The organism is Herbaspirillum sp. NPDC101396 (assembly GCF_044767365.1).
Classification (GTDB): domain Bacteria; phylum Pseudomonadota; class Gammaproteobacteria; order Burkholderiales; family Burkholderiaceae_D; genus Herbaspirillum.
Genome location: NZ_JBIWNT010000002.1, coordinates 884,779 through 910,424 on the forward strand (window position 1 = coordinate 884,779; position 25,646 = coordinate 910,424).

Annotated in this window: 22 protein-coding genes; 16 read left to right on the forward strand and 6 right to left on the reverse strand. The window is 63.0% G+C overall.

Translation table 11 applies throughout. The features are described from left to right. Positions 1-182: 182 nt before the first annotated feature. On the forward strand, positions 183-662 hold the full coding sequence (locus tag ACIROY_RS09090; protein WP_402341270.1) for a VOC family protein: 480 nt from the start codon (positions 183-185) through the stop codon (positions 660-662). A gap of 119 nt (positions 663-781) precedes the next feature. Here ACIROY_RS09090 and ACIROY_RS09095 read toward each other — a convergent pair whose 3' ends face one another. Further along, the gene (locus ACIROY_RS09095) at positions 782-1,234 is read right to left on the reverse strand and encodes a MarR family winged helix-turn-helix transcriptional regulator (protein WP_402274977.1); all 453 of its coding nucleotides are present in this window, start codon (positions 1,232-1,234) and stop codon (positions 782-784) included. Between the two features lie 119 nt (positions 1,235-1,353). On the opposite strand from ACIROY_RS09095, the gene ACIROY_RS09100 reads away from it, so the two are divergent. From ACIROY_RS09100 to ACIROY_RS09115, 4 genes are all read left to right on the forward strand, one after another. Next, a complete protein-coding gene (locus tag ACIROY_RS09100) occupies positions 1,354-2,496 on the forward strand; it encodes an HlyD family secretion protein (protein WP_402341271.1) in 1,143 nt (380 codons plus the stop codon). Continuing rightward, positions 2,493-4,031, forward strand: coding sequence for an MDR family MFS transporter (locus ACIROY_RS09105; RefSeq protein ID WP_402341273.1), 1,539 nt, complete (start codon positions 2,493-2,495; stop codon positions 4,029-4,031). The genes ACIROY_RS09100 and ACIROY_RS09105 overlap by 4 nt, the downstream gene beginning before the upstream one ends. 8 nt (positions 4,032-4,039) lie before the next feature. Beyond that, entirely contained in the window at positions 4,040-5,506 is a 1,467-nt protein-coding gene (locus ACIROY_RS09110) for an efflux transporter outer membrane subunit (protein WP_402341275.1), read from the forward strand. Positions 5,507-5,678: 172 nt separating this feature from the next. Beyond that, positions 5,679-5,894 (forward strand): glycine zipper 2TM domain-containing protein, encoded by a 216-nt coding sequence (locus ACIROY_RS09115; RefSeq protein ID WP_116436751.1) that lies wholly within the window; start codon positions 5,679-5,681, stop codon positions 5,892-5,894. Between the two features lie 61 nt (positions 5,895-5,955). Here the strand turns inward: ACIROY_RS09115 and ACIROY_RS09120 are convergent, their stop codons facing one another. Next, positions 5,956-6,258 carry a YciI-like protein gene (locus tag ACIROY_RS09120; RefSeq protein ID WP_402341277.1) on the reverse strand — a complete coding sequence of 101 codons (303 nt, stop codon included), beginning with the start codon at positions 6,256-6,258 and terminating at the stop codon, positions 5,956-5,958. 430 nt (positions 6,259-6,688) lie between these two features. Between ACIROY_RS09120 and ACIROY_RS09125 the strand changes: the two genes are divergently transcribed. The 9 genes from ACIROY_RS09125 (at position 6,689) to ACIROY_RS09165 (ending at position 19,493) form a co-directional block, all read left to right on the forward strand. Then, positions 6,689-7,450, forward strand: a complete 762-nt coding sequence (locus ACIROY_RS09125; protein WP_402341279.1) for a substrate-binding periplasmic protein — start codon at positions 6,689-6,691, stop codon at positions 7,448-7,450. Next, on the forward strand, positions 7,447-10,557 hold the full coding sequence (locus ACIROY_RS09130; protein ID WP_402341281.1) for an EAL domain-containing protein: 3,111 nt from the start codon (positions 7,447-7,449) through the stop codon (positions 10,555-10,557). The genes ACIROY_RS09125 and ACIROY_RS09130 overlap by 4 nt, the downstream gene beginning before the upstream one ends. Before the next feature lie 4 nt (positions 10,558-10,561). Continuing rightward, the gene (locus ACIROY_RS09135; protein ID WP_402274711.1) at positions 10,562-11,284 is read left to right on the forward strand and encodes a glutathione S-transferase N-terminal domain-containing protein; all 723 of its coding nucleotides are present in this window, start codon (positions 10,562-10,564) and stop codon (positions 11,282-11,284) included. A 17-nt stretch (positions 11,285-11,301) separates the two neighbouring features. Then, positions 11,302-12,201 (forward strand): LysR family transcriptional regulator, encoded by a 900-nt coding sequence (locus ACIROY_RS09140; protein WP_402274713.1) that lies wholly within the window; start codon positions 11,302-11,304, stop codon positions 12,199-12,201. Positions 12,202-12,418: 217 nt separating this feature from the next. Beyond that, the gene (locus ACIROY_RS09145) at positions 12,419-15,952 is read left to right on the forward strand and encodes a response regulator (RefSeq protein ID WP_402274716.1); all 3,534 of its coding nucleotides are present in this window, start codon (positions 12,419-12,421) and stop codon (positions 15,950-15,952) included. Positions 15,953-16,000: 48 nt separating this feature from the next. After that, a complete protein-coding gene (locus ACIROY_RS09150; protein ID WP_402274718.1) occupies positions 16,001-16,828 on the forward strand; it encodes a CheR family methyltransferase in 828 nt (275 codons plus the stop codon). After that, positions 16,825-17,406, forward strand: a complete 582-nt coding sequence (locus ACIROY_RS09155) for a chemotaxis protein CheB (RefSeq protein WP_402341283.1) — start codon at positions 16,825-16,827, stop codon at positions 17,404-17,406. The genes ACIROY_RS09150 and ACIROY_RS09155 overlap by 4 nt, the downstream gene beginning before the upstream one ends. A gap of 13 nt (positions 17,407-17,419) precedes the next feature. Beyond that, entirely contained in the window at positions 17,420-18,544 is a 1,125-nt protein-coding gene (locus tag ACIROY_RS09160; RefSeq protein WP_402274723.1) for an ATP-binding protein, read from the forward strand. 211 nt (positions 18,545-18,755) lie between these two features. Beyond that, positions 18,756-19,493, forward strand: a complete 738-nt coding sequence (locus tag ACIROY_RS09165; protein ID WP_402341285.1) for an SDR family NAD(P)-dependent oxidoreductase — start codon at positions 18,756-18,758, stop codon at positions 19,491-19,493. Between the two features lie 11 nt (positions 19,494-19,504). Here the strand turns inward: ACIROY_RS09165 and ACIROY_RS09170 are convergent, their stop codons facing one another. Then, the gene (locus ACIROY_RS09170) at positions 19,505-20,428 is read right to left on the reverse strand and encodes a LysR substrate-binding domain-containing protein (RefSeq protein ID WP_402341287.1); all 924 of its coding nucleotides are present in this window, start codon (positions 20,426-20,428) and stop codon (positions 19,505-19,507) included. A 162-nt stretch (positions 20,429-20,590) separates the two neighbouring features. Between ACIROY_RS09170 and ACIROY_RS09175 the strand changes: the two genes are divergently transcribed. Both ACIROY_RS09175 and ACIROY_RS09180 read left to right on the forward strand, forming a co-directional pair. Next, positions 20,591-21,622 (forward strand): D-cysteine desulfhydrase family protein, encoded by a 1,032-nt coding sequence (locus tag ACIROY_RS09175; protein ID WP_402341289.1) that lies wholly within the window; start codon positions 20,591-20,593, stop codon positions 21,620-21,622. A gap of 240 nt (positions 21,623-21,862) precedes the next feature. Beyond that, entirely contained in the window at positions 21,863-22,984 is a 1,122-nt protein-coding gene (locus ACIROY_RS09180; RefSeq protein WP_402274733.1) for a sterol desaturase family protein, read from the forward strand. A gap of 4 nt (positions 22,985-22,988) precedes the next feature. Here ACIROY_RS09180 and ACIROY_RS09185 read toward each other — a convergent pair whose 3' ends face one another. From ACIROY_RS09185 to ACIROY_RS09195, 3 genes are read right to left on the reverse strand one after another with little or no spacing between them, the layout of a single operon-like run. Continuing rightward, entirely contained in the window at positions 22,989-23,282 is a 294-nt protein-coding gene (locus tag ACIROY_RS09185; RefSeq protein ID WP_402274734.1) for a DUF6587 family protein, read from the reverse strand. A 14-nt stretch (positions 23,283-23,296) separates the two neighbouring features. Further along, positions 23,297-25,189 carry a ferrous iron transport protein B gene (gene feoB / locus ACIROY_RS09190; RefSeq protein WP_402341290.1) on the reverse strand — a complete coding sequence of 631 codons (1,893 nt, stop codon included), beginning with the start codon at positions 25,187-25,189 and terminating at the stop codon, positions 23,297-23,299. A 24-nt stretch (positions 25,190-25,213) separates the two neighbouring features. Then, entirely contained in the window at positions 25,214-25,501 is a 288-nt protein-coding gene (locus ACIROY_RS09195; RefSeq protein ID WP_402341292.1) for a ferrous iron transport protein A, read from the reverse strand. Positions 25,502-25,646 lie beyond the last annotated feature (145 nt).

Consider the following 25,646-nt stretch of genomic DNA (forward strand, 5'->3'; position numbering starts at 1 on the left):
ATGTGAGGGACGTTGAATGGGCGGGAAAAGGGAATAGGGCGGATATTTCAGGCGAATTCGTCGGCACTATTTCTGAGAAGCCGGATCGAAAACACACGGGACAGCCAGCCGGCAGCTTGGCAAAATATCATCGGCAAGATCGCCCCGAGTTATCTATCCGCCCCCATTCAGGAGACTCCACCATGACCAGTAAAACCACACTCTGCCTCTGGTACGACGGCGCCGCGCTGGAGGCCGCGCAGTTCTACGCCGCAACCTTCCCCGACAGCGCGGTCGGCGCGGTCCATCGTGCGCCCGGCGACTATCCTTCCGGCAAACAGGGCGACGTTCTGACGGTCGAGTTCACGGTATTGGGCATTCCCTGTCTCGGCCTGAACGGCGGTGCGGCGTTCCGGCATAGCGAGGCTTTTTCTTTCCTGGTCGCCACCGACGACCAGGAAGAAACTGACCGCCTATGGAATGCGATTGTCGGCAACGGCGGCCAGGAAAGCGCCTGCGGCTGGTGCAAGGACAAGTGGGGTTTGTCGTGGCAGATATCGCCGCGCGTACTCACGGATGCGGTCATGGGCTCCGACAAGGCTGCGGCCAAACGCGCCTTCGACGCCATGATGACAATGCGGAAAATCGACGTTGCAGCGATTGAAGCCGCCGTGCGCGGTTGATTTTTTTGCGGCAGGCATCTGCATGCCTGTCCGCGTTCTTGAATGCACCCAGGGGATCGTCTTCGTCAGAGTGCGGCGGATTCCCCCGGTGATGGATTGCTGATTTTCGCGTCAGCGGATTACTTCTCTTCTTCCAATTCAAGCAAGCGCGCATTGAGCCTGCCCAGCAGCAGCGTCAGCTGCGCAATCTCTTCCCTGCTCAAGGCCTCGAACAACTGATCGCCAAACTGCTTGCGCACCGGCTCGGAGGCGCGCAGCACTTTTTTGCCCGACGCTGTCAAAGAAATGAATTTGGCGCGGCGGTCGCTCTCGTCTGTTGTTCGCTCGACAAGTCCCTCGCGTTCCAGGCCGTCCACGGCTTCCGTAATCGTGCGCGGCGCGAAGCCGAACGCTTCGGCAAGATCGGTCGAGCGCACTTTCCCCTCGCGCTTGATCAGGCTCATGATCTTGATGCGTGCAATGGTCGCGCCCTGGCCGGCGAGGCGCTTGTCAAGCGCGCGGTGCGAGCGCAGGTAAAAGTCGCGCAGGGCTTCCGCGGCTTCGGTGTAGTCGTTTGTAAAGGTGGTGGACATATTTTTTGTTAATGCCATATTATATGGTACCTCACTAATTTTTCCGGCAAGCCGATTTGCAAGCATTGACCGACTGACGCCGGCTTTGCTTTATGAAACCAGTTCAGGATAAAACAAACATGACCGACGCGGTAGATAATCGCCCCGATGCGACGCAGAACCCTCCGGATGCAAATCCGAAAGAGGAAAATCCCAAGAGTGACAAGCCCAAGAAAAAAATGAGCCCGCGCGCCAGGCTGATCCTGCGCTCGCTGCTGGTGGTTGTGCTGATCGTCATCGTCGCCTGGTTCATCTACTACGAACTGCGCGGAAAATATCTGGAGAGCACCAATGACGCCTTCGTCTATGCCGACAGCGTGACCGTCGCGCCCAAGGTTTCCGGCTATGTCGAGCAGGTCTTCGTCATCGACAACCAGGACGTCAAGGCCGGCCAGCCGCTGGTGCGCATCGACGCGCGCGACTACGCCGCGCAGTCCTCGCAGTCGAAGGCGCAGATCGATGCCGCCACCGCCAGCGAAGACGCCGCCAAGGCGCAGCTTCAGGAGCAGAAGGCCGCCATCAGCCAGGCCCAGGCGCAACTGAGTTCGGCGGAGGAAGATGCGCGTTTTGCCGTGTCCGAAGTGGAGCGCTACACGCCGCTGGCCGCCAGCGGCGCCGAAACGCGTGAACGGCTGACCACCTTGCGCAACCAGGCGGCGCAGGCGAAGTCCACCGTGGCCTCGCGCCGCGCTGCGCTGGAAGCGGCGCAACTGCGCGTGCATTCGATCGAGGCGCAGGTACGCCAGGCGCAAGCCCAAGGCGAGACGGCGCGGGCGCAGTTTGACGCCGCCAACGTCAATCTCGGCTCCACCCAGGTCACCGCCAGCGTGGCGGGCCGCGTCGGTGACAAGCAGGTGCGCGTCGGACAATTCGTGTCGGCCGGGACACGCTTGATGACGGTGGTGCCGACCGACTTCTACGTGGTCGCCAACTTCAAGGAAACCCAGATCGGCAGCATGCGCAACGGCCAGCCCGTGGCGATCAAGATGGATGCCTTGCCGGGCGCAAAATTCAAGGGCCACGTGGAAAGCATCTCCCCCGGCACCGGCGCACAATTCTCGCTGCTGCCGCCGCAGAACGCGACCGGCAACTTCACCAAGATCGTCCAGCGCGTGCCGGTGCGCATCGCTGTTGACGCCTCGGCGGAAGACCGCAAGGTCTTCGTCGCAGGCCTCTCGGTCACGGCCGAAGTCGATACCGCCGCGACGGAGCGCACGCATTGAGCTCAGCCTCCAGCCAGAAAGCCGATGCCAGTGCCTGGCTGGCAGTTGCCGCCGGCACGCTCGGCGCGCTGATGGCGACGCTGGACATCTCCATCGTCAATTCATCGCTGCCCACCATTCAGGGTGAGATCGGCGCCAGCGGCACCGAAGGCACCTGGATCGCCACCGCTTATCTGGTGGCGGAAATCATCATCATCCCGCTGTCTTCATGGCTGGAAAAACTGCTCGGCCTGCGCACGTTGTTGCTGGCGGCGGCGAGCCTGTTTACACTGTTCTCGGTGCTGTGCGGTTTGTCGACCACGCTGCCGATGATGATCGTCGGCCGCATCGGCCAGGGCTTCACCGGCGGCGCGCTGATCCCGACCGCCATGACCATCATTGCCACACGCCTGCCGCGCGAACAGCAGCCGGTCGGCAACGCGCTGTTCGGCGCCACCGCGATCCTCGGTCCGGTGCTCGGTCCGGTGCTGGGAGGCTGGCTGACCGAGAACGTCAGCTGGCACTATTCCTTTTTCATCAACGTGCCCGTCGGCATCGCGCTGGTCACCTTGCTGCTGGTGGCGGTGCCGTATGCGCGGCCGAAGTTCGAGCAACTGGCCGAGGCCGACTGGTTCGGCATTGCCGGCATGGCGCTCGGCCTCGGCGGCCTGACCGTGGTGTTGGAGGAGGGCGAGCGCGAGCAATGGTTCTCTTCGCCGGACATCCGCTGGCTGGCGGCGGTTTCGCTGCTCGGATTCATCCTGCTCGCCATCGGCCAGTGGCGCGCGAAGCATCCGGTGATCCAGTTGCGGCTGCTGCGCGATCGACAGTTCGGTTCGGTGGCGCTGATGGCGATGGCGGTCGGGGTAGCGCTGTACGGCACGGCGTATGTGATCCCGCAATTCCTCGCCGGCATCGCCGGCTATAACTCGCTGCAGTCGGGCGTGATCGTACTGCTGTCCGGTGTGCCGATGATTCTGATGATGCCGTTCACGCCTTTTCTCATGCGTACCGTCGACATCCGGCTGGCGGTCGGGTTCGGACTGCTGCTGCTGGCGGCCAGCGCCTTCCTTGAAACTGACCTCAGCCCCCTGTCCTATGGTGGTTCGTTCGTCGCCTCGCAACTGATGCGCGGCGTCGGTACGGTGCTGGCGATGCTGTTCCTGAACCAGGCGGCGATCCGTTCGGTGCCGGCGTCGCAGGCCGGCGACGCGGCGGGTATCTACAGTGCCGCGCGCAATCTGGGCGGCTCGCTGGCGCTGGCCGGCATTGCCGTGATCCAGGATCAGCGCTTGTGGCTGCACAGTCGCCGCCTGGAAGAAAGCATTTCCGCCAATTCCGAGCTGGTGCAGTCGAGTATGGCGGCGCAAGCGCATCTGCTGGGCGGGCAAGACACCGCCATACGCCTGCTCGGCTCCAGCATCCAGATGCAGGCGCTGACGATGACCTATGCGGACCTGTTCTGGCTGCTGGGCGTGGCGATCCTGTGCATTACGCCGCTGGTGCTGTTCCTGCGGCCTCTGCCGACCAACGCCGCACCGGTTGCGGCTCACTGAAAAACATCATGCGAACACTTCCTCTCTTCCGACTTGTTTCACTGGCGTGCGTCGCCGCACTGGCCGGATGCGCGCTCGGCCCGGATTATTCCGGTCCGCCCGATGCCGCTCCCGTGGCGGCGCAATCGGGCCACTTCGTACGCGGCCAGGATACCGCCAGCGCGGACGCACCCGTCAACCGCTGGTGGGAGGCGCTCGGCGATCCGGTGCTCAATGACCTCGTGCAACGCGCACTCGACGCCAATCCCAATCTCGGCATCGCCCGCGCGCGACTGCAGCAGTCACGCGCCGCGCTCAGCCTGGAACAGGCCAATTCACTCCCTAGCGTCGGCGCCTCTGCGCTGGCCGGACATGCGCGCCTGCCGCCGATCAATCTGGGCGGTTCATCGGGTTCTTCAGGATCATCGAGCTCATCCGGCTCATCTGGCTCGTCCACCAGCCTGAACCTGTACAGCCTCGGTTTCGACGCCACCTGGGAAATCGACTTGTTCGGCGGACACCGGCGCGCGGTGCAGTCCGCCACTGCCACCGCCGAGGCCGCGGAGGCGTCGTTGGCCGACGTCCAGGTCAGCCTCGAAGCAGAAGTCGCGAATGCTTACATCAACCTGCGCGATCGTCAGCGCCGTATCCAGCTGGCCGACGAATCGATCCGCGCACAGGAGCAGATGGCGACGCTGACGCGCCAGCGGCTGGACCGTGGCACGGCCTCCAATCTCGACCTGATTCGTGTGCAGAACCAGCTCGACGGCACGCGCAGCGACCAGGTACCGCTGCAGGCCGATCTCGAGTCTTATCTGAATCAACTGGCGACGCTGGTGGGGCAGGAGCCCGGCACGCTTGATGACATGCTTGCGGCAAAAGCGGCTGGCGAGATGCCGCTGCCGCCGGCGCAAGTCGCGGTGGGCGATCCGCAGACCCTGTTGCGGCGGCGTCCCGACATCCGCGCCGCTGAGCGCACGCTGGCTGCCGACACCGCCAAAATCGGCCAGGCCGAAGCGGCGCGCTATCCCAGCCTGAAACTCTTCGGCGTCATCGGTCTGGGCGGCACGCATCCATCCGACCTGACCAAGCTGGACGATTTCACGGCAGTGGCGGCGCCGATGCTGAGCTGGAATTTCCTCGACTTCGGGCGCGCCAAGGCGCGTGTCACGCAAGCGGAACGCGTACGCGACGAGGCCGAGATGAAGTACCGGCAATCGGTGCTCGAAGCCTTACGCGACGCCGAGGATTCACTGTCGCGTTTCCGTTACGGCCGCGTGACCGTTGCCACGGTAGCGCGCACCAAGGCCTCGGCCGACCGTGCGCTGGACCTTGCGCAGCAACGCTACCGGGCCGGCACCGGTACCCTGATTGAAGTGCTGGACACTACCCGCCAGCAAATCGCCGCACAGCAGAACCTGTCGCAGGCCGAGGCGGCGCTGACGCGGAGTTTCGTCGGCATCCAGAAGGCGTTGGGTTTGGGCTGGAGTAGTTGACGGATAGTCAATCTTTCATCGAGAGGTGTGTAACAACTGTAAGGGATTGTTTAAGGGCATCGAGGGACAGAAACTATTCGGCGAGAATGCGGCTCGAACTGCCGTCCACATTCCACTTGCTGCGAAAGTAGTCACCGACGCAGCGACCTTATTTTTGACAGGGACTCTCATCATGAAAACAATCCAAAAAATCACAGTCATTTCCATCACGGTCTGCGCGCTGGCGGCGATGAGCGGTTGCAGCAACATGTCGCGACGCGACAAGAACACGGCCGTGGGCGCCGGCATCGGCGCGGTGGCCGGCGCGGTCCTGACCGGCGGCAGCGGCATTGGCACCGCCGGCGGCGCTGCAGTCGGCGGCGTGATCGGACATCAGGTCGGCAGATAAGGGTATTTTGCTTCCCTGAAGATCAATAAAAAAGAGGACCGCGGGGTCCTCTTTTTTTGCCTCAACCCGGTTGTACCGGCGTCGCCGCAGTTTTCCCCACTACTGTGGTCCACGGTCGCACCTGCCATTGCGTCACCACGCCGTTGAGGACATAGGGATCCTTGTTGGCGAAATTCTCGGCGACTTCCGGCGAGGCGCCTGTGAACAGCAGCAAGGCTTCGTCTTCAGGATCGGCCAGCGCCCCGCCGAGGATCAGTTCGCCGCGAGCGCTGGCTTCCCAGGCGTACTTGAGATGCTCGCTGCGGAACGGCTGCTTGGCGGTCTTGCTGTCTTTGACGAAGCGATAAAACAGGGCGTAGTGCATGGCGGCCTCTTTTGGATGATGATGGTGGATGATGCAAATTGTACGCTGACATTCTGCGGGCTTCCGGCGCGCCGCAAATAGAGCGTCCACGCGAACTTCCAAGCCGACTTCAAAGCGTGCTTCAGCACCCCTTTCCCGGCTGTGTTCCTCGGTTGCAGTTTCAATAGGCGTCGGGTAACATCATTCGTCCGCCATGCCGGACGAATCAGGAAAATAACCGGCAGCAGGACCAAATTCGTACGCGCATTTGCACAACATCGCATTGTTGGTTTGCGGCAATAAAAACAATCGTCCGCAAGCCGCGCAAAAGAATACTTAATCAGTACACGGTGCACATGAAGGGGGCCGTATTTCAGTCATTCTTACCGCCGGGGGAACGGTGATCCGCCGACGCTTCGCCGGCATCGTCTGTGCATGCAGCATGTTGTTCATGACCTGCGTCGCGGGCGCTGCCCAGGCAGCCGGTCCCGATTGCTCCCGCCCATATACCCTCGCTCTGCACGACCACGGCCTGTTGTATTCCGCCGATACCGACACCGGCATCGATAAGGACTTCGCCGATGAACTGATTCGCCGCAGCGGCTGCAAGGTCGGCGTCAGCCTGATGTCGCGTGCGCGCATCTGGCAGCTGATCGAATCGGGCGCGCTCGACTTCAGCCTGTCCGGTATTGCCAGTCCCGAGCGGCGCCGCTTCGCTTCTTTCGCCTGGTACTTCAGCAACAAGTATTACTTGCTGGTGCGCAAGGATGCGGGCATGCGCCAACTGATCGAATTCGAACGCAGCGAGACCTTCCGGCTCGGCGTGATCCGCAGTTTCCGCTACAGCGCCTCGGCCAACCGCCTGGTCGACAAGCTGGCAAGCGCCAATCGCGTTACCCAGGCCGGCGGCCTCGATCCGCTATACCAGGCACTGATGGCAAATCGCATCCAGGGAATGATCATGGAGCCGTTCGACTATCCGGTGGTGGAAGAAAAGCACATCCGCGACGTCACCGCGATCATCGAATTCAATGACCCCTCGATCCCGCACGGGCTGATCATGTCGAACAAGGCCTTGCCGCCGAGCGAGCGCGACAAGTGGCGCTCGCTGGTGGAGGAGATGCGCGCCGACGGCACTGTCCGCCGCATCTTTGAAAAATATTTCCCACCCTCGCTGGCGGCATCAATGGTCGACTTCAAGGCCGAGCCGTGAACTGGATACGGCAAATCCTGTTGCCGTTGACCATCCTGGTCGCCGGCCTGTGCGTGACTTGGGTCGCCTGGGATCACGAGCGCGACGCCTCGAGGAAAGAGCTGCGCGCGCAATTCGATTTCTCCCTGCGCGAAGCGGTCAGCCGCGTCGAGCAGCGCGTCTCGAGCTATGAACAGATGCTGCACGGCGTGCAGGGTTTGTTCACCGCCAACGGCAAATTTGACCGCACGGCGCTGCATGAGTATGTCGCGTCGCTCAATCTCGACGCCAATTTTTCCGGCATCCAGGCCATCGGCGCGGAAGAGTGGATCAGCAGCGCCGACAAGACCGCGCACATCGCGCGCATGCAGGAGCTCGGTTTCACCGATTACGCCATCCGGCCCGCAGGCGAGCGTCCCGACTACGCACCGATCATCATGCGCGAGCCGTACGTCGGTCGCAATCGCGTTACCTTCGGCTTCGATCCCTGGGCCGAACCCAATCGCCGGCGCGCCATGGAAAAAGCGCGCGACTCCGGCATGGCGGCGATCTCCGGCAAGGTCAAGCTGGACCTCGACGCCGACGGCCAGGGCCAGCCCAGCTTTCTGATGTACCTGCCAATCTATGCGCGCGGCATGCCTCAATCGACCATCGCCGAGCGCCGCGCCAGCCTGATCGGCTGGGTGCATGCCTCGTTCCGTATGAGCGATGTGGTCGCCAGCCTGTACGGCGAACAGCCGATGGGCGTGGCGTTCGCGATCTACGACGGCGTCGAACCGTCGACCGACGCCTTGCTGTATCACTCGGCAGTCGGACTCGACCAGAAGAAACCAACCCTGATCAGCGCCACCGAATACCTGGTGGTGGCCGGCCACAACTGGACGCTGTCGATGAACACGCTTGACGACTTCACCACGCGCTTCGGCCGCAACGCCGAAGTGCAGACCGCGCTGACCGGCGTCGGCCTGAGCGTGCTGCTGGCGTTGCTGGCCTGGCTGCTGATGTCGAGCCGGCGCCGCGCGATCCGCCTGGCCAACAAGATGACCAGTGAATTGCGCACCAGCGAAGAACAATTCCGCGCCATCGCCGACTGCACCGTCAACTGGGAAGTCTGGTGGGGCCTGGACGGCAAGCCGCGCTGGATCAATCCCTCGGTATTCCATTACACCGGCTACACCGTCGAGGAATGCATGGCGATGCCGAACTTCAAAGCGCAGTTCATTTACCTGGAAGACCTGCCGCGCGTGGTGCCCGAGCTCGACAAGGGCTTGCTGGGCGAACGCGGTGACGACCTTGAGTTCCGCTGCGTGCGCAAGGACGGCTCGCTGTTCTGGCTGTCGGTGTCATGGCTGCCCATCACGGACGCCAATGGCGTGTTCACGGGTTTTCGCACCAGCGGCCGCGACATTACCGAGCGCAAGCAGGCCGAGGCCGAACTGCGCATCGCCGCAGTGGCCTTCGATTCGCTCGAAGGCATGATGGTCACCGACGCCGACAGCAGGATCCTGCGCGTGAACCAGGCCTTTACCAAGATCACCGGTTACGATGCCGACGAAGTCATCGGCAAGACGCCGCGCCTGCTGCGCTCGGACCGACACAGCCCGGCCTTCCATCGCGCCATCTGGGAAAGCGTGCGTCACTCCGGCGGCTGGCAGGGCGAAATCTGGAATCGCCGCAAGAACGGCCAGGTCTATCCCGAATGGCTGACCATCTCGGCGGTGAAGGGCGATGATGGCGTGGTCACGCATTACGTCGGCACCCATCACGACATCACCGAACGCAAGATCGCCGAAGAGCGCATCAAGGAGCTGGCCTTCTTCGACGCGCTCACGCGCCTGCCGAACCGCACGCTGCTGCTCGACCGCCTCAAGCAGGCGATTGCAGCCAGCACGCGCAACAAGACCAGCAGCGCCTTGCTGTTCATCGATCTCGATCACTTCAAGACACTCAACGACACGCTTGGCCACGACAAGGGCGACCTGCTGCTCAAGCAGGTGGCGCAGCGGCTGGCGCTGAGCGTACGCGCCAACGATACGGTGGCGCGCGTGGGCGGCGACGAATTCGTGGTGGTGCTGGAAAGTCTGCACCGCAATCCGCAGGAAGCGGCCAGCCAGACCAAGGCCATCGGCGAAAAAATCCTCAGCGTGCTCGATTCGCCGTATCAATTGGGCGAGATCGAATACCGCACCACCGCCAGCGTCGGCGCGACCGTGTTCCGTGGCCGCCAGGCTTCGATTGACGAGTTGCTCAAGCAAGCCGATCTGGCGATGTACAAGTCCAAGGAAACCGGCCGCAATTCCATGAGTTTCTTCGATCCTGCCATGCAGACCGTGGTGCTGGAGCGCGCTGCGCTGGAAGCCGGCCTGCGCAAGGCCATCGATGGCGGCCAGCTGGTGCTGCACTACCAGGCGCAAGTGGTCGAAGGCGGCCGCGTGACCGGCGCCGAAGTGCTGGTGCGTTGGCAGCATCCGCAACGCGGCACCGTGCCGCCGTCGGAATTCATCCCGCTGGCCGAAGAGACCGGCCTGATCCTCTCGCTCGGCAACTGGGTCATGGAAACCGCCTGCACGCAACTGGCGCGCTGGGCTTTGCGCGCCGAGACCTCGCACCTGAGCATCGCCGTCAACGTCAGCGTGCAGCAATTCCGCGAAGCCGATTTCGTCCAGACCGTCTGCGGCATCATCGAACGTACCGGCGCCAATCCCAAGCGTCTCAAGCTCGAGCTCACAGAAAGCCTGCTGGTCGACAACGTCGAGGACATCATACAGAAGATGTATGCGCTCAAGGCCAAGGGCGTCGAATTTTCGCTGGACGACTTCGGCATCGGTTATTCGTCTTTGTCCTATCTCAAACGCCTGCCGCTGAATCAGCTTAAAATCGACCAGTCGTTTGTGCGCGATGTCCTGATCGACCCCAACGATGCCTCCATCGCCAAGACCATCGTCGCACTCGCACAAAGTCTCGGCCTTGGCGTCATCGCCGAGGGTGTCGAGACCGACGCGCAACGCAATTTCCTGGCCGATGCAGGATGTCACGCCTATCAGGGCTACTTCTTCTGCCGGCCGCTGCCGCTGGACGGATTCGAGCAATTCGTCCAGGCCTTCGATCCGATTTTAGATATGGAGTAACCTCATGTCCGCTTCTTCCAACGCTGCTTCCAAGATTGCCGATTTCCCCATCAACGCTAAATGGCCCGCGCAGCATCCCGAGCGCATCCAGCTGTATTCGCTGCCGACGCCCAATGGCGTGAAGGCCTCGATCATGCTGGAAGAGACCGGCCTGGCCTATGAGCCTCACCTGGTCAGTTTCGACACTAACGACCAGATGTCGCCGGAATTCCTGTCGCTCAATCCGAATAACAAGATCCCGGCCATCATCGATCCCGACGGTCCGGGCGGTAAGCCGCTGGCGCTGTTCGAATCGGGTGCGATCCTGCTTTACCTGGCCGAGAAGACGGGCAAGTTCCTGCCGCAGGATCCGGCCGCGCGTTACGAAGCCATCCAATGGGTGATGTTCCAGATGGGCGGCATCGGTCCGATGTTCGGCCAGCTCGGCTTCTTCCACCGCTTCGCCGGCAAGGAATACGAAGACAAGCGTCCACGCGACCGTTACGTCGCCGAATCCCGTCGCCTGCTCGGCGTGCTCGACCAGCGCCTGGCGGACCGCGAATGGGTGATGGGCGACTACGGCATCGCCGATATTGCGATCTTTCCGTGGGTGCGCAACCTGATCGGTTTCTATGAAGCAGGCGAGCTGGTCGGCTTCCAGGATTTCAAGAACATCAAGCGCACACTCGACGCCTTCGTCGCCCGTCCTGCGGTGATCAAGGGACTGGCGATTCCTGCGCGCGGCTGATCGGCCGGAAGCAAGCCATGTCCTTTGACGGACGCCTGCTGGCCGGCGTCAGCGTGCTGGCGGCGGTGATCGAGCGCGGCACGTTTGCGCGCGCGGCCGAGGCGCTCAACATGTCGGACTCCGGTGTCAGCCGCGCCATCGCCCGATTGGAAGTGCGCGTGGGAGTGCGCCTGCTGGACCGCACCACGCGCTCGATGAACCTGACCGACGAAGGCCGGCGCTTTTACGAACAGGTCGCGCCGCTGCTGGCGGGCATCGAAGAAGCCGCCATCGACGCCTCCGGCTCGGCCAGCGCCGTACGCGGCCGGCTGCGCGTGGACCTCGATCCCTTCTTCTCGCGGCTGCTGCTGGCCGAACATCTCGGCGCCTTCCTCGAAAAATATCCCGACCTGACGCTGGAGCTGACCACGCGCGAACATCTCGGCGACCTGGTCGCCGACGGCATCGACGTCGCCATCCGTTTCGGCAAACCGCCGACCTCGACCACGGTGGCGCGCAAGCTGCTGGAGACGCGCATCCTCACGGTGGCGTCGCCGGCTTACCTGGCAAAGCACGGCAAACCGTCGCATCCGTCCGAGCTGATCAACCACCAGTGCATCCATTTTCGCGACCCGACCACCGGCCGGCCGTATGAATGGGTGTTCCACAAGGGACGCAAAGTAGTCGAGGTCAATCCGCCGGGCCGGCTCGTCCTCAACGATTCCGGCACCATGCTGCTGGCATGCAGCGCCGGCGCCGGCATCGCCCAGATCCTGGCGCTGGGCGCGCAGAACGTGCTGAAGCAGGGGCATTTGGTGGAAATCTTCCCGGACTGGCCCGACGAACGCTTTCCGCTCTATGCGCTGCATCCTTCGCGTCACCGGCCGCCGGCCAAAGTTCGCGCCTTCATCGATTTCGCACTGGAGGCAGTACGTTGATTCAGTTTGATGATGCCTAAAAGGCAACATTAAAAGGGTGGCGCAAGAACTGCTGTGCAGTCCCTGCGTACAGAGGGATTCAAGTATAATTTTTGCGCGATTTCTCCTATAAGAAAAAGAACATATGTCGCGTTGCCGGGCCGAACGTCCGGCAATCGTCTTGCCCTTTCCTTGCCCCACAAATTACGTAACGGAGCACAACGTGCCAGGTTTTCCCATGCCAGCTGATCAACGCATCGATGCAAAACCAACACGCGCCGGCGGCGCCATTTCCGGTCCGCCGCTGCCGCCGGGACCGCTGATCGGTTTCGCTGTCGCGATCTTTGCGGTGATCCTGATCTCCTTCTTCTCTTATCGCGCCCAGGAAGTGCGCGCCAGTACCGCCGAACTGGTGTCGCACACCATCGAAGTGCGGGAGCAGCTGCAAGCGCTGGTGTCCGTGCTCAAGGATGCCGAGACCGGCCAGCGCGGCTTCCTGCTGACCAATACCGAAACCTACCTGCTACCGTACACCAACGCCAAGGCGGCGTTGCCGGGACAGGTGAAACGCCTGCGCAGTCTGATCAGCGACAATCCTGAACAGGTCCAGCGGCTGGATGCCGCCGCAGCCATGGCGAAGGACAAGATGGACGAGCTGGCCGAAAGCATTGAGTTGCGCCGCTCGCTCGGTGCGGAAGCGGCACTGGCGGTGGTGCGCACCAACCGCGGCAAGGTGGCGATGGATCGTCTGCGCGCGATCACCGATGAGATGGAGCTGCATGAACGCAACCTGCTGGCCAGTCGCCAGGAAGAGTGGCGCGATGCGGTGGTGTTCGCCTCCGCAGTGACCTGGATCGGCTCGGGCGTACTGCTGGTGCTGATCGTTGCGGCTGCGGTGATGACGTCGCGCGATTACCGTGCGCGCGAGCGCCAGGTGTGGATCCGTGCCGGACAGATCGGACTGGCCGGCCGTCTGCAGGGCGAGCAGCGGCTCGACGTGCTGGGCGACAACGCGCTGGCTTTTCTGGCCGAATACCTGGGCGCGCAGGTGGGTGCGATTTACATCCACAACGACGCCGACGCGTTCCGCCGGTTCGGCTCCTACGCCATCGGCGAGCGCTCCGGCCATGCCTTGCTGCAACCGGGCGACGGCCTGCTCGGACAGGCCGCCAAGATCAATCGCACGATGCACATACGCGACGTGCCGGATGGTTACCTGCCGGTGATTTCCAGCCTTGGCGCCAGCAAGCCGCGCGAGCTGCTGATTGCGCCGGCCAGCGTCGACGGCGTAGTGCAGGCGGTGATCGAACTCGGCTTCTTCCGTCCGCTGCACGCTGCCGAACTGGAGTTGCTGGAGCGCACCGCCGAGCTGATCGCCGTTTCCGTGCGCTCGTCCAAGGACCGCACGCGACTGGAAGAGCTGCTGGAAGAAACCCAGCGCCAGGCGGAAGAACTGCAAACGCAGGAAGAAGAGCTGCGCGTCAACAACGAGGAGCTGGAAGAACAGAGCCAGGCGCTCAAGGCTTCGCAGGCACGCCTGGAGACCCAGCAGAGCGAACTGGAAGAGACCAACGCCCAGCTGGAAGAGCAGGCGCAACAGCTGGAAGCGCAGAAGGACGACCTCTCCAAGGCGCAGACCGTGCTGGTGGAGAAGGCATCCGAACTGGAACGCTCCAACCAGTACAAGAGCGAGTTCCTCGCCAACATGAGCCACGAGCTGCGCACGCCGCTCAACTCGACGCTGATTCTGGCCAAGCTGCTGGCCGACAACAAGGCCGGCAACCTGACCGAAGAACAGGTGCGTTTTGCCCAGACCATTTCCTCGGCGGGCAACGATCTGCTGGCGCTGATCAACGACATCCTCGACCTGTCGAAGATGGAGGCGGGCAAGATCGAGATCATTTCCGAGCAGGTGCGGATGGAGAAGCTGACGGATGAATTGGCCGCAACTTTCCTGCCGACCGCGCAGCAGAAAGGCCTGTCGTTCCGCACCATTGTCGAAGCCGGCACGCCGGAACGCATCGTCACCGATGCGCAGCGTCTCGGCCAGATCCTCAAGAACCTGTTGTCCAACGCGGTGAAGTTCACCGACAAGGGCGAGGTCACGCTGACGATTTATCCGAATGCGGAGGGCCGCGTGGCGTTCTCGGTGCGCGACACCGGCATCGGCATCGCCGACGACCAGCAGCATTTCATCTTCGAGGCGTTCCGCCAGGCCGACGGCAGCACGCATCGCAAATATGGCGGAACCGGCCTCGGCCTGTCGATTTCGCGCGACCTGGCGCGCATCCTCGGCGGCGACATCCAGGTGCAGAGCCGTCTGGGCGAAGGCAGCATCTTCACGCTGACGCTGCCGTTGGCGTATTCGCCGGAGGCCTCCAACCTGACGTTGCCGACGCCGGGCGACGCCAACGTCGCGGCGATGCCCCCGGTCGGACATGGCGCCCATGCTTCATCGGTGATCTCGGCCGCGCGCGCTTCGCTGGCCGCCACGGCGGCGCCCGATGTGCAGGCGCCGTCGCGTGCGGCGCAAGGCCTGCATCCGATCGCCATCGATGACGACCGCAACCGTCTCAAGCCGGCTTCGCGCCTGATCCTGGTGGTCGAGGACGACACCGCGTTCGCGCTGATCCTGCGCGACCTGGCGCATGAAATGGGCTTCCAGTGCATCATCACGCATTCCGCCAACGAAGGCGTGGCCGCGGCCGACCTGTATCACCCGAGCGCAATCCTGCTCGACATGAACCTGCCCGATTTCTCCGGCCTCGGCGTGCTCGACCAGATCAAGCGCAATCCGCGCACGCGCCATATCCCGGTGCATGTGGTGTCGGTCGCCGACTACATCCAGGAAGCCATGGAGCGCGGCGCCGTCGGCTACGCGCTGAAGCCGGTCCAGCGCGAACAGCTGATCGACGCTTTCCGCAAGCTCGAAGCCAAGTTCTCGCAAAGCCTGCATCACGTGCTGGTGGTCGAGGACGATGCGCGCCAGCGCGACAGCATCCGTCAGTTGCTGGGCAACGACGACGTCAACATCATCGGCGTCGAGACGGCCGCCCAGGCGCTCGAACAATTGCGCACCACCACCTTCGACTGCATGGTGATGGATCTCAACCTGCCGGACCTGAGCGGCTATGAGCTGTTGGAAAAGATGGCCGAACAGGAAGACGTCGCCTTCCCGCCGGTGATCGTCTACACCGGTCGTTCGCTGACCGGAGAGGAAGAGCAGGGCCTGCGCCGCTTCTCGCGTTCCATCATCATCAAGGATGCACGTTCGCCCGAGCGCCTGCTCGACGAGGTGACGCTGTTCCTGCATCAGGTCGAAACCACGCTGCCGCCGGAAAGCCAGCGCCTGCTCAAGGTGGCGCGCGATCGCGAATCGGTATTTCAGGGACGCCGCGTGCTGGTGGTGGAGGACGACGTGCGCAACATCTTCGCGCTGTCCAGCGTGCTCGAGCCGAAGGGCATGAAGGTCGAGATCGCGCGCAACGGCATCGAGGCGCTGGAAGCGCTCAAGCGCAGCCTGACGCCGGGCGCGCAGCATATCGACCTGGTGCTGATGGACATCATGATGCCCGAGATGGACGGCATGACCGCGATGCGCGAGATCCGTCGCCAGCCCGAATGGAAGAAGCTGCCGATCATCGCGCTGACCGCCAAGGCCATGAAGGACGACCAGGAAAAATGCCTGGCCGCCGGCGCCAACGACTACATCGCCAAGCCGCTCGACGTCGAGAAGCTGCTGTCGCTGGTGCGCGTGTGGATGCCGAAATGAAGCGCGTGAACCTTGTGAACGCCACGAAAATTGATTGCTGAGCACCGGATGCCGACACGCCACTTCGATATCGAGATGCAGCTGCTGCTGGACGCCATCTACCTCAAGTACCACTGCGATTTTCGCGGTTATGCAGGGGCTTCACTCAAGCGCCGGCTGGTGACGGCGATGAGCCGCTTCCGTTGCGAGACGCTGTCGCAGCTGCAGGACAAGGTGCTTAACGATCCGGAGGTGTTTCCTGCGCTGATGGAATACCTGACAGTGCAGGTCAGCGAGATGTTCCGCGATCCGAGCTATTTCCGTTCGCTGCGCGAAAAGGTGGTGCCGCTGCTACGTACCTATCCGTCGCTGAAGATCTGGGTCGCCGGCTGCAGCGCCGGCGAAGAAGTGTATTCGCTGGCGATCCTGCTGCGCGAGGAGGGTTTGCTGGAGCGCTCGCTGATCTATGCGACTGACATCAACCCGACCGCGCTGCAGAAGGCCGAGGCCGGCGTCTATGAACTCGACCGCATCGCCGGCTTCACCAGCAACCATCAGAAGTCCGGGGCCCGCACCTCGCTGTCGGATTACTACACGGCGGCATACGGCCGGGCGGTGTTCGACAAGTCGCTGCGCCAGTACATCGTGTTTTCCGACCATAGTCTGGCGACCGACAGCGTATTTGCGGAAATGCATCTGGTGTCGTGCCGCAACGTGCTGATCTACTTCAATCGTCAGTTGCAGGAGCGCGCGCTGGGGCTGTTCCGTGAATCGCTGTGCCGCAAGGGTTTCCTCGGCCTCGGATCGAAGGAGTCGCTGCGTTTTTCGGAGCATGCGGCGGCCTTCGACGACGTGGTCCGTGAGGACCGTATTTTTCAGAAGAAGAACGCGCTATGAGCACCATCGCTTCGCTTGCAGGCCGCATCGACGCGGTCGTGATCGGCACCTCGGCGGGTGGTGTGGAAGCGCTGTCGCATCTGTTGCCGGCGTTGCAGCGCGGCGCACAGGCGGCGGTGTTCGTGGTGTTGCATTTGCCGCGTGAACGGCCCAGCCTGCTGGTCGACATCTTCACGCCCAAGTGCAGGATGACGGTGCGCGAGGCATCCGACAAGGAGCCGGTCGAAGCCGGCACGATATACTTCGCGCCACCCGATTATCATTTGCTGGTCGACGAAGGTCCGCAGTTGGCGCTGTCGTCGGATGAACTGGTCAATTTTTCGCGGCCGGCGATTGACGTGCTGTTCGAGTCTGCGGCCGATGAATACGGCGAGCGCCTGCTCGGTATCGTGCTCACCGGCGGCAACCAGGACGGCGCCGCCGGCCTGCAGGCGATTCGCGCGGCCGGGGGCATGAGCATCGTGCAGCAACCGGAGACCGCGCAGGTGCCGTACATGCCGGAACTGGCGCTGGAGCGTGGAGCAGTGGATTACGTATTGACGCTGGAGCAGATTGCCGCGTTACTGGGAACGCTGTAAGGGAAAAGAAAAAATGAACAATCAAAACAAGGAAACCATGCTGCCCCGCGTGAAGTTTCTCCTGGTCGATGATCTCGACGAAAACCTGCTGGCCTTGTCGGCGCTGCTCCAACGCGACGACGTCGAGCTGCTGCAGGCGCGCTCCGGTTTCGAAGCGCTGGAATACCTGCTGGTGCATGACGTCGCACTGGCCTTCATCGACGTGCAGATGCCGGACATGGACGGCTTCGAACTGGCCGAGCTGATCCGTGGCAGCGAGCGCACGCGCAACGTACCGCTGATCTTCGTCACCGCCGGTGCGCGCGATGAGCGTCGCATGTTCAAGGGCTATGAAAGCGGCGCGGTGGACTTCCTCTACAAACCGATCGAGCCGCATATCCTGCGCAACAAGGCCGAAGTGTTTTTCCAGCTGTATCGCCAGAAGCAGCAGCTGGCGCTGGAGTTGCGCGAACGCACCGAGACCCTGCGCCTCAATGAAATGTTCGTCGCCATCCTCGGCCACGACCTGCGCAATCCGCTTGGTGCGGTGCTGACCGCAGCGTCGCTGATCCAGCGCGCGTACAAGGAAGAGGTCGCCCAGAAGGCCAGTGCGCAGATCATCAACAGCGGCAAGCGCATGGGGCGCCTGATCGACGGTATGCTCGACCTGGCGCGTGCGCGCCTGGCGGGCGGCATTCCGCTGACACGCCAACCGGTCAGCCTGGATGAGGTCATGCAGCGCGTGGTGCAGGAGCACCAGGCGGCGTTTCCCGAAAGCAGCATCGAGTTGCAGATCCAGGGCGACCCGGCCGGTCACTGGGATCCCGATCGCCTGGGCCAGGTGGCGGCAAATCTGCTGGGCAATGCCATCCGCCATGGCAAGCCTGGTGAAACGGTGCAGGTGGTGCTGGACGGCCGCGAGCCGGAGCAGGCGATGTTCTCTGTGGCCAACGCCGGCGGCATTCCGCCGGAGGTGCTGCCCAATATCTTCGATCCGTTCCGCAGCGGCGCACCGCGCGGCGGGCAGAATGAAGGGCTGGGACTCGGTCTCTACATCGTGCAGCAGATCGTGCAGGCCCATCAGGGCGACATCGACGTGCAGTCCGGCGCGGGCGACAAGACCGTCTTCACGGTGACGATTCCGCGCCAACCTGGCTGACGGCGACAGCAAATGCGCCGGTCCGTGCAACGCGGCCGGCGCATCGCCATCTGTTCCACCATGTATCAAGTCAAATGCGGCCCGGCCGCTTTTTCCCCAGAGCGTGAATCCCTATAGTGCATTCCAAGGCAACGCGAGATCACCCCGATCCGCACGCCGACACCATGCTTATTTGCACTATTTGCGGTCCATCATTCTTGAAGGAAACATCATGTCTTATCAACCCAAAACCATCGTCATCACCGGCGCTTCCAGCGGCATCGGCTTCGCCCTGGCGCAAGCCTATCTGAAGCGCGGCGACTACGTCGTCGGCAATGCGCGCACCGAAGAGCGCCTGCAGGCTGCGGCCGCCCAGTTCGAGAACGCCGGCAACTTCTTCGGCGTGGCCGGCGACATCGCGCTGCCGGCGACCGCGGAGGAAATCTTTTCGGAAGCGCTGGACCGTTTCGGCAAGGTCGACGTGCTGATCAACAACGCCGGCATCTTCATCGCCAAGCCGACCATCGGCTACACCGAACAGGACGTCGACAGCATCGTCAGCACCAACCTGAAGGGCTTCTTCTACATCACCCAGCAAGCGGTGCGCCACATGGTCGAGCATCGCAGCGGCCACATCATCAACATCACCGCCAGCATCGCCATGCAGCCGACTACCGCCGTGCCGGCGCTGTTGCCCGTGCTGATCAAGGGCGGCCTCAACCAGGCCACGCGTGCACTCGCGCTGGAACTGGCGGCGCACAACGTCAAGGTCAACGCGGTCGCGCCCGGCATCATCGAGACACCGTTGCATGCCCCGGGCAGCCATGATTTCCTGAAGGCCCTGCAGCCGACCGGTCAGATCGGCCAGGTGGACGACATCATCGGCGCGGTGCAATACCTGACCGATTCCAACTTCACCACCGGTGCGATTCTGCCGGTTGATGGCGGCGCCAGTTCCGGTCGCTGGTAAGGACGTTCACCCTAGCGCTGCAGTTTTTCCATCAGGAAATCGACGAAGGCGCGCACGCGTGAAGACATGTGACGCGCATGCGGATACAGCATCACGAAGGGGCGGGTGACGCCGCCGTAGCCGGTCAGGACCTCGACCAGGGCGCCGGAGCGCAAGTCTTCCGCGACCACGAAGCGATAGGTCTGGAACAGTCCGGCGCCGGCGCGCGCCAGCGTGACGCCGCCGAGCACGTCTTCGGCGCAGCCGTAGTTGCCGCTGGTGGGCACGTCGATGTCGGCGCCGTCCTGGCGCAGCGTCCACGGCAGGCGGCGGCCGTTGCTCGGCAGATCGAACTGGATGCACTCGTGCGCATGCAGTTCGTCGATGGTGCGCGGCGTACCGGCCCGGTGCAGGTAGTCCGGGCTGGCGACGATGACGAGTTCGGCATCCTCCAGCGTGCGTGCGATCAGGTTCGAGTCATCCGGCGCCTTGCCGCGCACCGACAGGTCGTATGCGTCATCGGCGAAATCGACGTTGCGGTTGCTGATGTGGGTTTCGACGGCGACGTCGGGATAGCGTGTACGGAATTCCGGCAGGATCGGCAACACACGGTAATGCGCATACGGCGTCGGCAGGCTGATGCGCAGCGTGCCGGCCGGTTTGCCATGTAATCCGCTGACGCGGCGTTCGGCGTCGATCAACGTGGATAGCGCGTCGCGGCATTGCTCGAAATACAGCTGGCCTTCTTCTGTCAGGCGGATCTGGCGCGTGGTGCGTACGAACAAGCGCACGCCCAGGCGCTCTTCCAGGCGCGAGACCGAGCGGCTGACTGCCGCCGGCGTCACGCTGGCGGCCACGGCGGCGGCGCTGAAACTGCTCAGTTCCGCAGCCAGGCAAAACAACTCGATGCTGCCGACCTGAAGATCGTCGAAGGGGCGTCTGGTGCCGGTTTTCATGCGAGGGTCCTGTACGGAGATATTTTCTTGATGGAATAGTCCGGATGGTAAACCAATTGCCGTCCGGCCACCGGAGGCCGGCGGCATGAATATACCGGGCGTCGTATTATCGGCGTACTTGGAATTTGCACAATCAGAACAAACCAGACCAATGAGGAATCCATGTCCCTGAACCAAACGTCTTCACTTGATCGTTTTCCGCGCTACCGATTGCTCGACCAGGCCACGCCAGTGGAAAAGCTGGAGAATCTGCGCCGCCTGTTGCCGGAAACGGCGGCCGTCAACATCTTCGTCAAGCGCGACGACCTGATGTCGCTGGGCGGCGGGGGCAACAAGCTGCGCAAGCTGGAGTTCCTGATCGGCGCCGCACTGGCCGAAGGCGCCGACACGCTGGTCACCGTCGGCGGCCTGCAATCGAATCACGCGCGCCTGACTGCCGCTGCGGCGGCAAAAGCCGGCTTGCATTGCGAGATCGTGCTCGGTCGCCTGGTGCCGCGCACCAACGAAGAATATGCGCTGGGCGGCAACGTGCTGCTCAACGACATTTTTGGCGCACGTGTCGAGATCGCGCCTGATGGCGTGGCGCCGATCGTACGTGCGCGCGAACGCGTCGCCGAACTGATCGCAGCCGGCCGCAAGCCCTACCTGATCCCGACCGGCGGCTCGACTGCGGTGGGCAGCCTCGGTTATGTCGCTTGCGCGGAAGAGTTGCTGCAACAGGGCGACGCGCTGGGCGTGCAGTTCGACGGCATCGTGGTGCCCAATGGCAGTTCCGCAACCCACGCCGGCCTGGCCGCCGGGCTGGTGCACGCCGGCAAACCGGCGACGCTGGTGCAGGCCTACAGCACCCTGGCGGAAGCGGCAACTGCGCAGGCCACCACGCTGACGCTGGTGCGCGAGACGCTGGCGCTGCTGGGAGACGACAGCATTATTGCCGACACCGACATCCTGGTCGACGGCAGCCAGCGCGGTCCGGGTTACGGCATCGCCACCGACGCCATGCGGGAAGCCTTGCTGGCCCTGGCGCGCACCGAAGGCATCCTGGTCGACCCGGTGTATTCGGGCAAGGCTTTCGCCGGCATGCTGGCGGCGATCAGGGCAGGGCGTTACCAACCGGGCGCTAATATTTTGTTTGTAATGACTGGTGGCACGCCCGCGTTGTACGCGTATCGGGATGCGCTGCAGCGTGCATAAATTCACAATATTTCTCACGGGAAAATTTGCGTCGGCATTGCGGGCATGGTCTCAGGGGGCATGCCCGTTTTTCATTTCCAGCCGTCCCCACGGCCTATTTCCGCAAGGCATCCCCGACGCGTTTTCGCTATCTGCCGTACAATTCGTTGTGCGCTGCAAGATGCGCTGAACGCCAGCACCCACGCGCATTGACATGTCATTCGCCGTGACGCTGCAGCCTGAAATCATCAGAAATATCCCATGGAACAACTCGTCGTCTACATCATCCCGCTGTTCCTTGTGCTGATCTGTGCGGAGCTCGCCTACGGCTATTTCCGCGGGCGCAATACCTATCGCCTCAACGACGCCATCAGCAGCCTGAGCCAGGGCCTGATCGGCCAGTTGGTGGGATTGGTCACGCAATTGTTCCAGATCGGTTTTTACACCTTCGCCTATCGCTTCGTGGCAATCGCGCCGCATGCGCGCTTCTGGCATGGCGCGGCCGGCTGGATTGCGGCGATCCTGCTGTTCGATTTCTTCGACTACTGGCTGCATCGCATGGGTCATGAGAACGCCGTGATGTGGGCCGCGCACGCGGTGCATCACCAGAGCCAGGATTTCAACCTGTCGACGGCGCTGCGCCAGGAGAGCACGGTGATCCTCATCGGCTGGCTGTTCTACCTGCCGATGGCGGTGCTGGGCGTGCCGCCCGAGCAGTTCGCCATCGCCGGCCTGATCGTGCTGGTGTATCAGTTCTGGATTCATACCGAACACGTCGGCAAACTAGGCTGGTTCGACAAAATATTCTCCTCGCCGTCCAACCATCGCGTGCACCATGCAGTCAACGACCAGTACCTCGACAAGAATTACGGCGGCATGCTGGTGATCTGGGACCGGATGTTCGGCACCTTCGCGGAAGAGAAAGAAGCCTGCGTCTACGGCACGCGCACGCCGCTCAAGAGTTGGGATCCGTTGTGGGCAGTGACCAGCGGTTACTGGCAACTGGCGCAAACCGCGGCGCGCCTGCCGCGCTGGCAGGACAAGCTCAAGCTGTGGTTCAAGCCGCCCGGCTGGCTGCCGGCCGGGGTGACGGCGGACGGGCCGGCGTTCGATCTGGAAGCGGCGCGCGAGCGCTATGATCCGAAGTTGTCGCGCGGCGCGGGTATGCTGGCGGTGCTTCAATTCAGCCTGTTGCTGGCGGCCAGTGCGGCATGCATGTGGGTGTCGGACGATCTTTCCTACGCGCGCCTGCTGGAACTGTGCTGCGCCTTGCTGGCGGCGTTCTGGGCGCTGGGCGCCTTCATGCAGCGTCGCATCGGCGTCGTTGCGATGACGGCGATTGATGTTGTTGCGGCGCTCCTTGCCGCTTGCATTCTGCTGTAGAAACCTAACGGCGCAGACTGCGCTTCAGGCTGTCCACTGAGATTTTCTGGACGGCCTGATTTCCTTTTTTGTCTTTTCCCTTTTCTTCAGCACCCGCGCACGCGCTGCAACTGTCGCAGCCGGTCGCCGGCGCATGCTCCGTCGCTTGCATCCGCGCAGCCATGCCGTGCCAGCCGCGATCCCGGCACCATGCAGCAACGGCAGTCGCCATGCCGTGCTTCACCGATTTCGGCAGATAGCGCTGCAGCACATGCCAGCAGGCAGTCAACACGATGGCAGCGACGATGAGGTTTTGCATGATGGTCCTCGTTTTTACAGGAAGGCCGTGGCCAGCCGGAACGTCGCCAGCGAAGCCAGATAGGCCAGCGCGAACATGTAGCCGGCCATCGCCAGTGCTGGTTTCCACGAATTGGTTTCGCGCTTGACGATCGACAGCGTCGAGATGCATTGCGGTGCAAACACATACCAGATCAGCAGCGACAGCGCCGTCGGCAGGCTCCAGGTCTGCGTCAGCATCGGCTCCAGTGCAGAGGCCAACTGGTCGCCGCTGGCCGACAGCGCATACACGGTGCCGAGCGCGCCGACCGCGACTTCACGCGCGGCCAGACCCGGGATCAGCGCGATGGCGATCTGCCAGTTGAAGCCGATCGGCGCGAACAGCGGTTCGAGGAAACTGCCAATGCGTCCCGCCAGGCTGTACTGGATGGCCGGGCCGACGGCGCCGTCCGGCGCACCGGGGAAGGTCGACAGGAACCACAGGATCACCATCAGCGCCAGGATGATGGTGCCCACGCGCGTGATGAAAATGCGCGCGCGTTCCCACATGCCCAGCGCCAGGTTGCGCAAGTGCGGCACGTGGTAGTTGGGCAACTCCAGCAACAGCGGTTGCTGCCGGCCTTTGGCGATCACGCGCTTGAACACGTAAGCCACCGCCATCGCCGAGACGATGCCGAGCACGTACAAGCCGAACAGCACCAGCCCCTGCAAATTGAAAATTCCGACCGCGCGATCCGGAATGAAGGCGCCGATGATCAGCGCATATACCGGCAGCCGCGCCGAGCAGGTCATCAGCGGCGCGATCATGATGGTGGCGAGGCGGTCGCGCGGATTCTGGATGGTGCGCGTGGCCATCACGCCGGGAATCGCGCAGGCGAAACTTGACAGCAGCGGGATGAAGGCGCGTCCCGACAAGCCGACGCTGCCCATCAGCCGGTCCAGCAGGAAGGCGGCGCGCGGCAGGTAGCCCGAATCTTCCAGCAGCAGGATGAAGAAGAACAGTACCAGGATCTGCGGCAGGAACACCAGCACGCTGCCGACGCCGGAGATGATGCCGTCGACGATCAGGCTGCGCAGCAATCCTTCCGGCATGTACTGCGTGACCAGCGCGCCGATGCCGTCGACGCCGCTCTTGATCATGTCCATCGGCAGCGCAGACCAGCTGAACACCGCCTGGAAAATCGTGAACAGCAGCACCAGCAACAGCACATAACCGAACACCGGATGCAGCACCCAGGCGTCGATGCGGTCTTCGGCGGTGCGCGCCTGCGCACGTTCGGTGACGGCGGCGTCGAGAATGTTGCGCACGGCTTGCTGGCGTTCGGTCGCGCTCATCGGCGTGGCCGCATCGCCGAAGCGGCGTGAAATCCAGGCATCGGGATTGCTGTTCGGATGGCGGTTGCGCCAGGCATCGACGGCATCGGCCAGGGCGCTCGCGCCTTGCTGCTGCACAGCGACGGTTTCAACCACGGGAATGCCGAGCTCGGCGCTGAGCCGGGCGGCGTCGACGTTGACGCCACGTTTGCGGGCGACGTCGCCCATGTTGAGCGCCAGGATGGCAGGACGTTGCAGCCGCAGCACTTCGATGGCCAGTTTGAGGTTCAGGCGCAGCTTGCTGGCGTCGGCCACCAGCACGATCAGGTCGGGCAGCGCTTCGTCCGCGCGTTCACCGAGCAGCACTGCGCGCGTGACCGCTTCGTCCGGCGTCAGCGCGCTGAGGCTGTAGGTGCCGGGCAGGTCGACCAGCCGATAGGCCGCGCCGCTGCCGGAGACGAAGCGCCCGGCCTTGCGCTCGACCGTCACGCCGGCGTAGTTGGCGACTTTCTGGCGCGCGCCGGTGAGGCGATTGAACAGCGCGGTCTTGCCGCAATTCGGATTGCCCACCAGGGCAAGGTTAAGCGGGGGCGTGAGCGTGTCGGAATGCTGCATGGTGGATGTCTTGGGGCGGATGAGTCAGGCCAGGCGGTCGATGTGGATCAACTCCGCTTCATGGCGGCGCAACGCAAAGGTGGTGTTGCCGATGCGCACCGCGATCGGATCGCCGGCCGGAAACGACAGCGCCACCACGCGCACGATTTCGCCGGGCAGGAAACCGAGTTCTTCCAGCCGTTCGCGCAGCGCAGATTGTTCGGCGCCTTGCGGCGCAGCGAGGAAACGGATGCAGGCTTGCTCACCCTTGGCGAGATCGGCAAGGGTAGTGGATAGGGCAGCAGATGCTGCAGTGGCTGGGGAGGAAGTCATGAGCTGCCTGGTGTCCGTGCAGCAACGCAAGTCTGCAAGGTCAATCAATAATAGTTCTCATTATCCTCTGATTTGACGATGCAGGTTTGCGGCAAAATGTCGCAGCAAGCATGAGCGGCAGCGCATCCTTTTTGCTTTCCGCAAC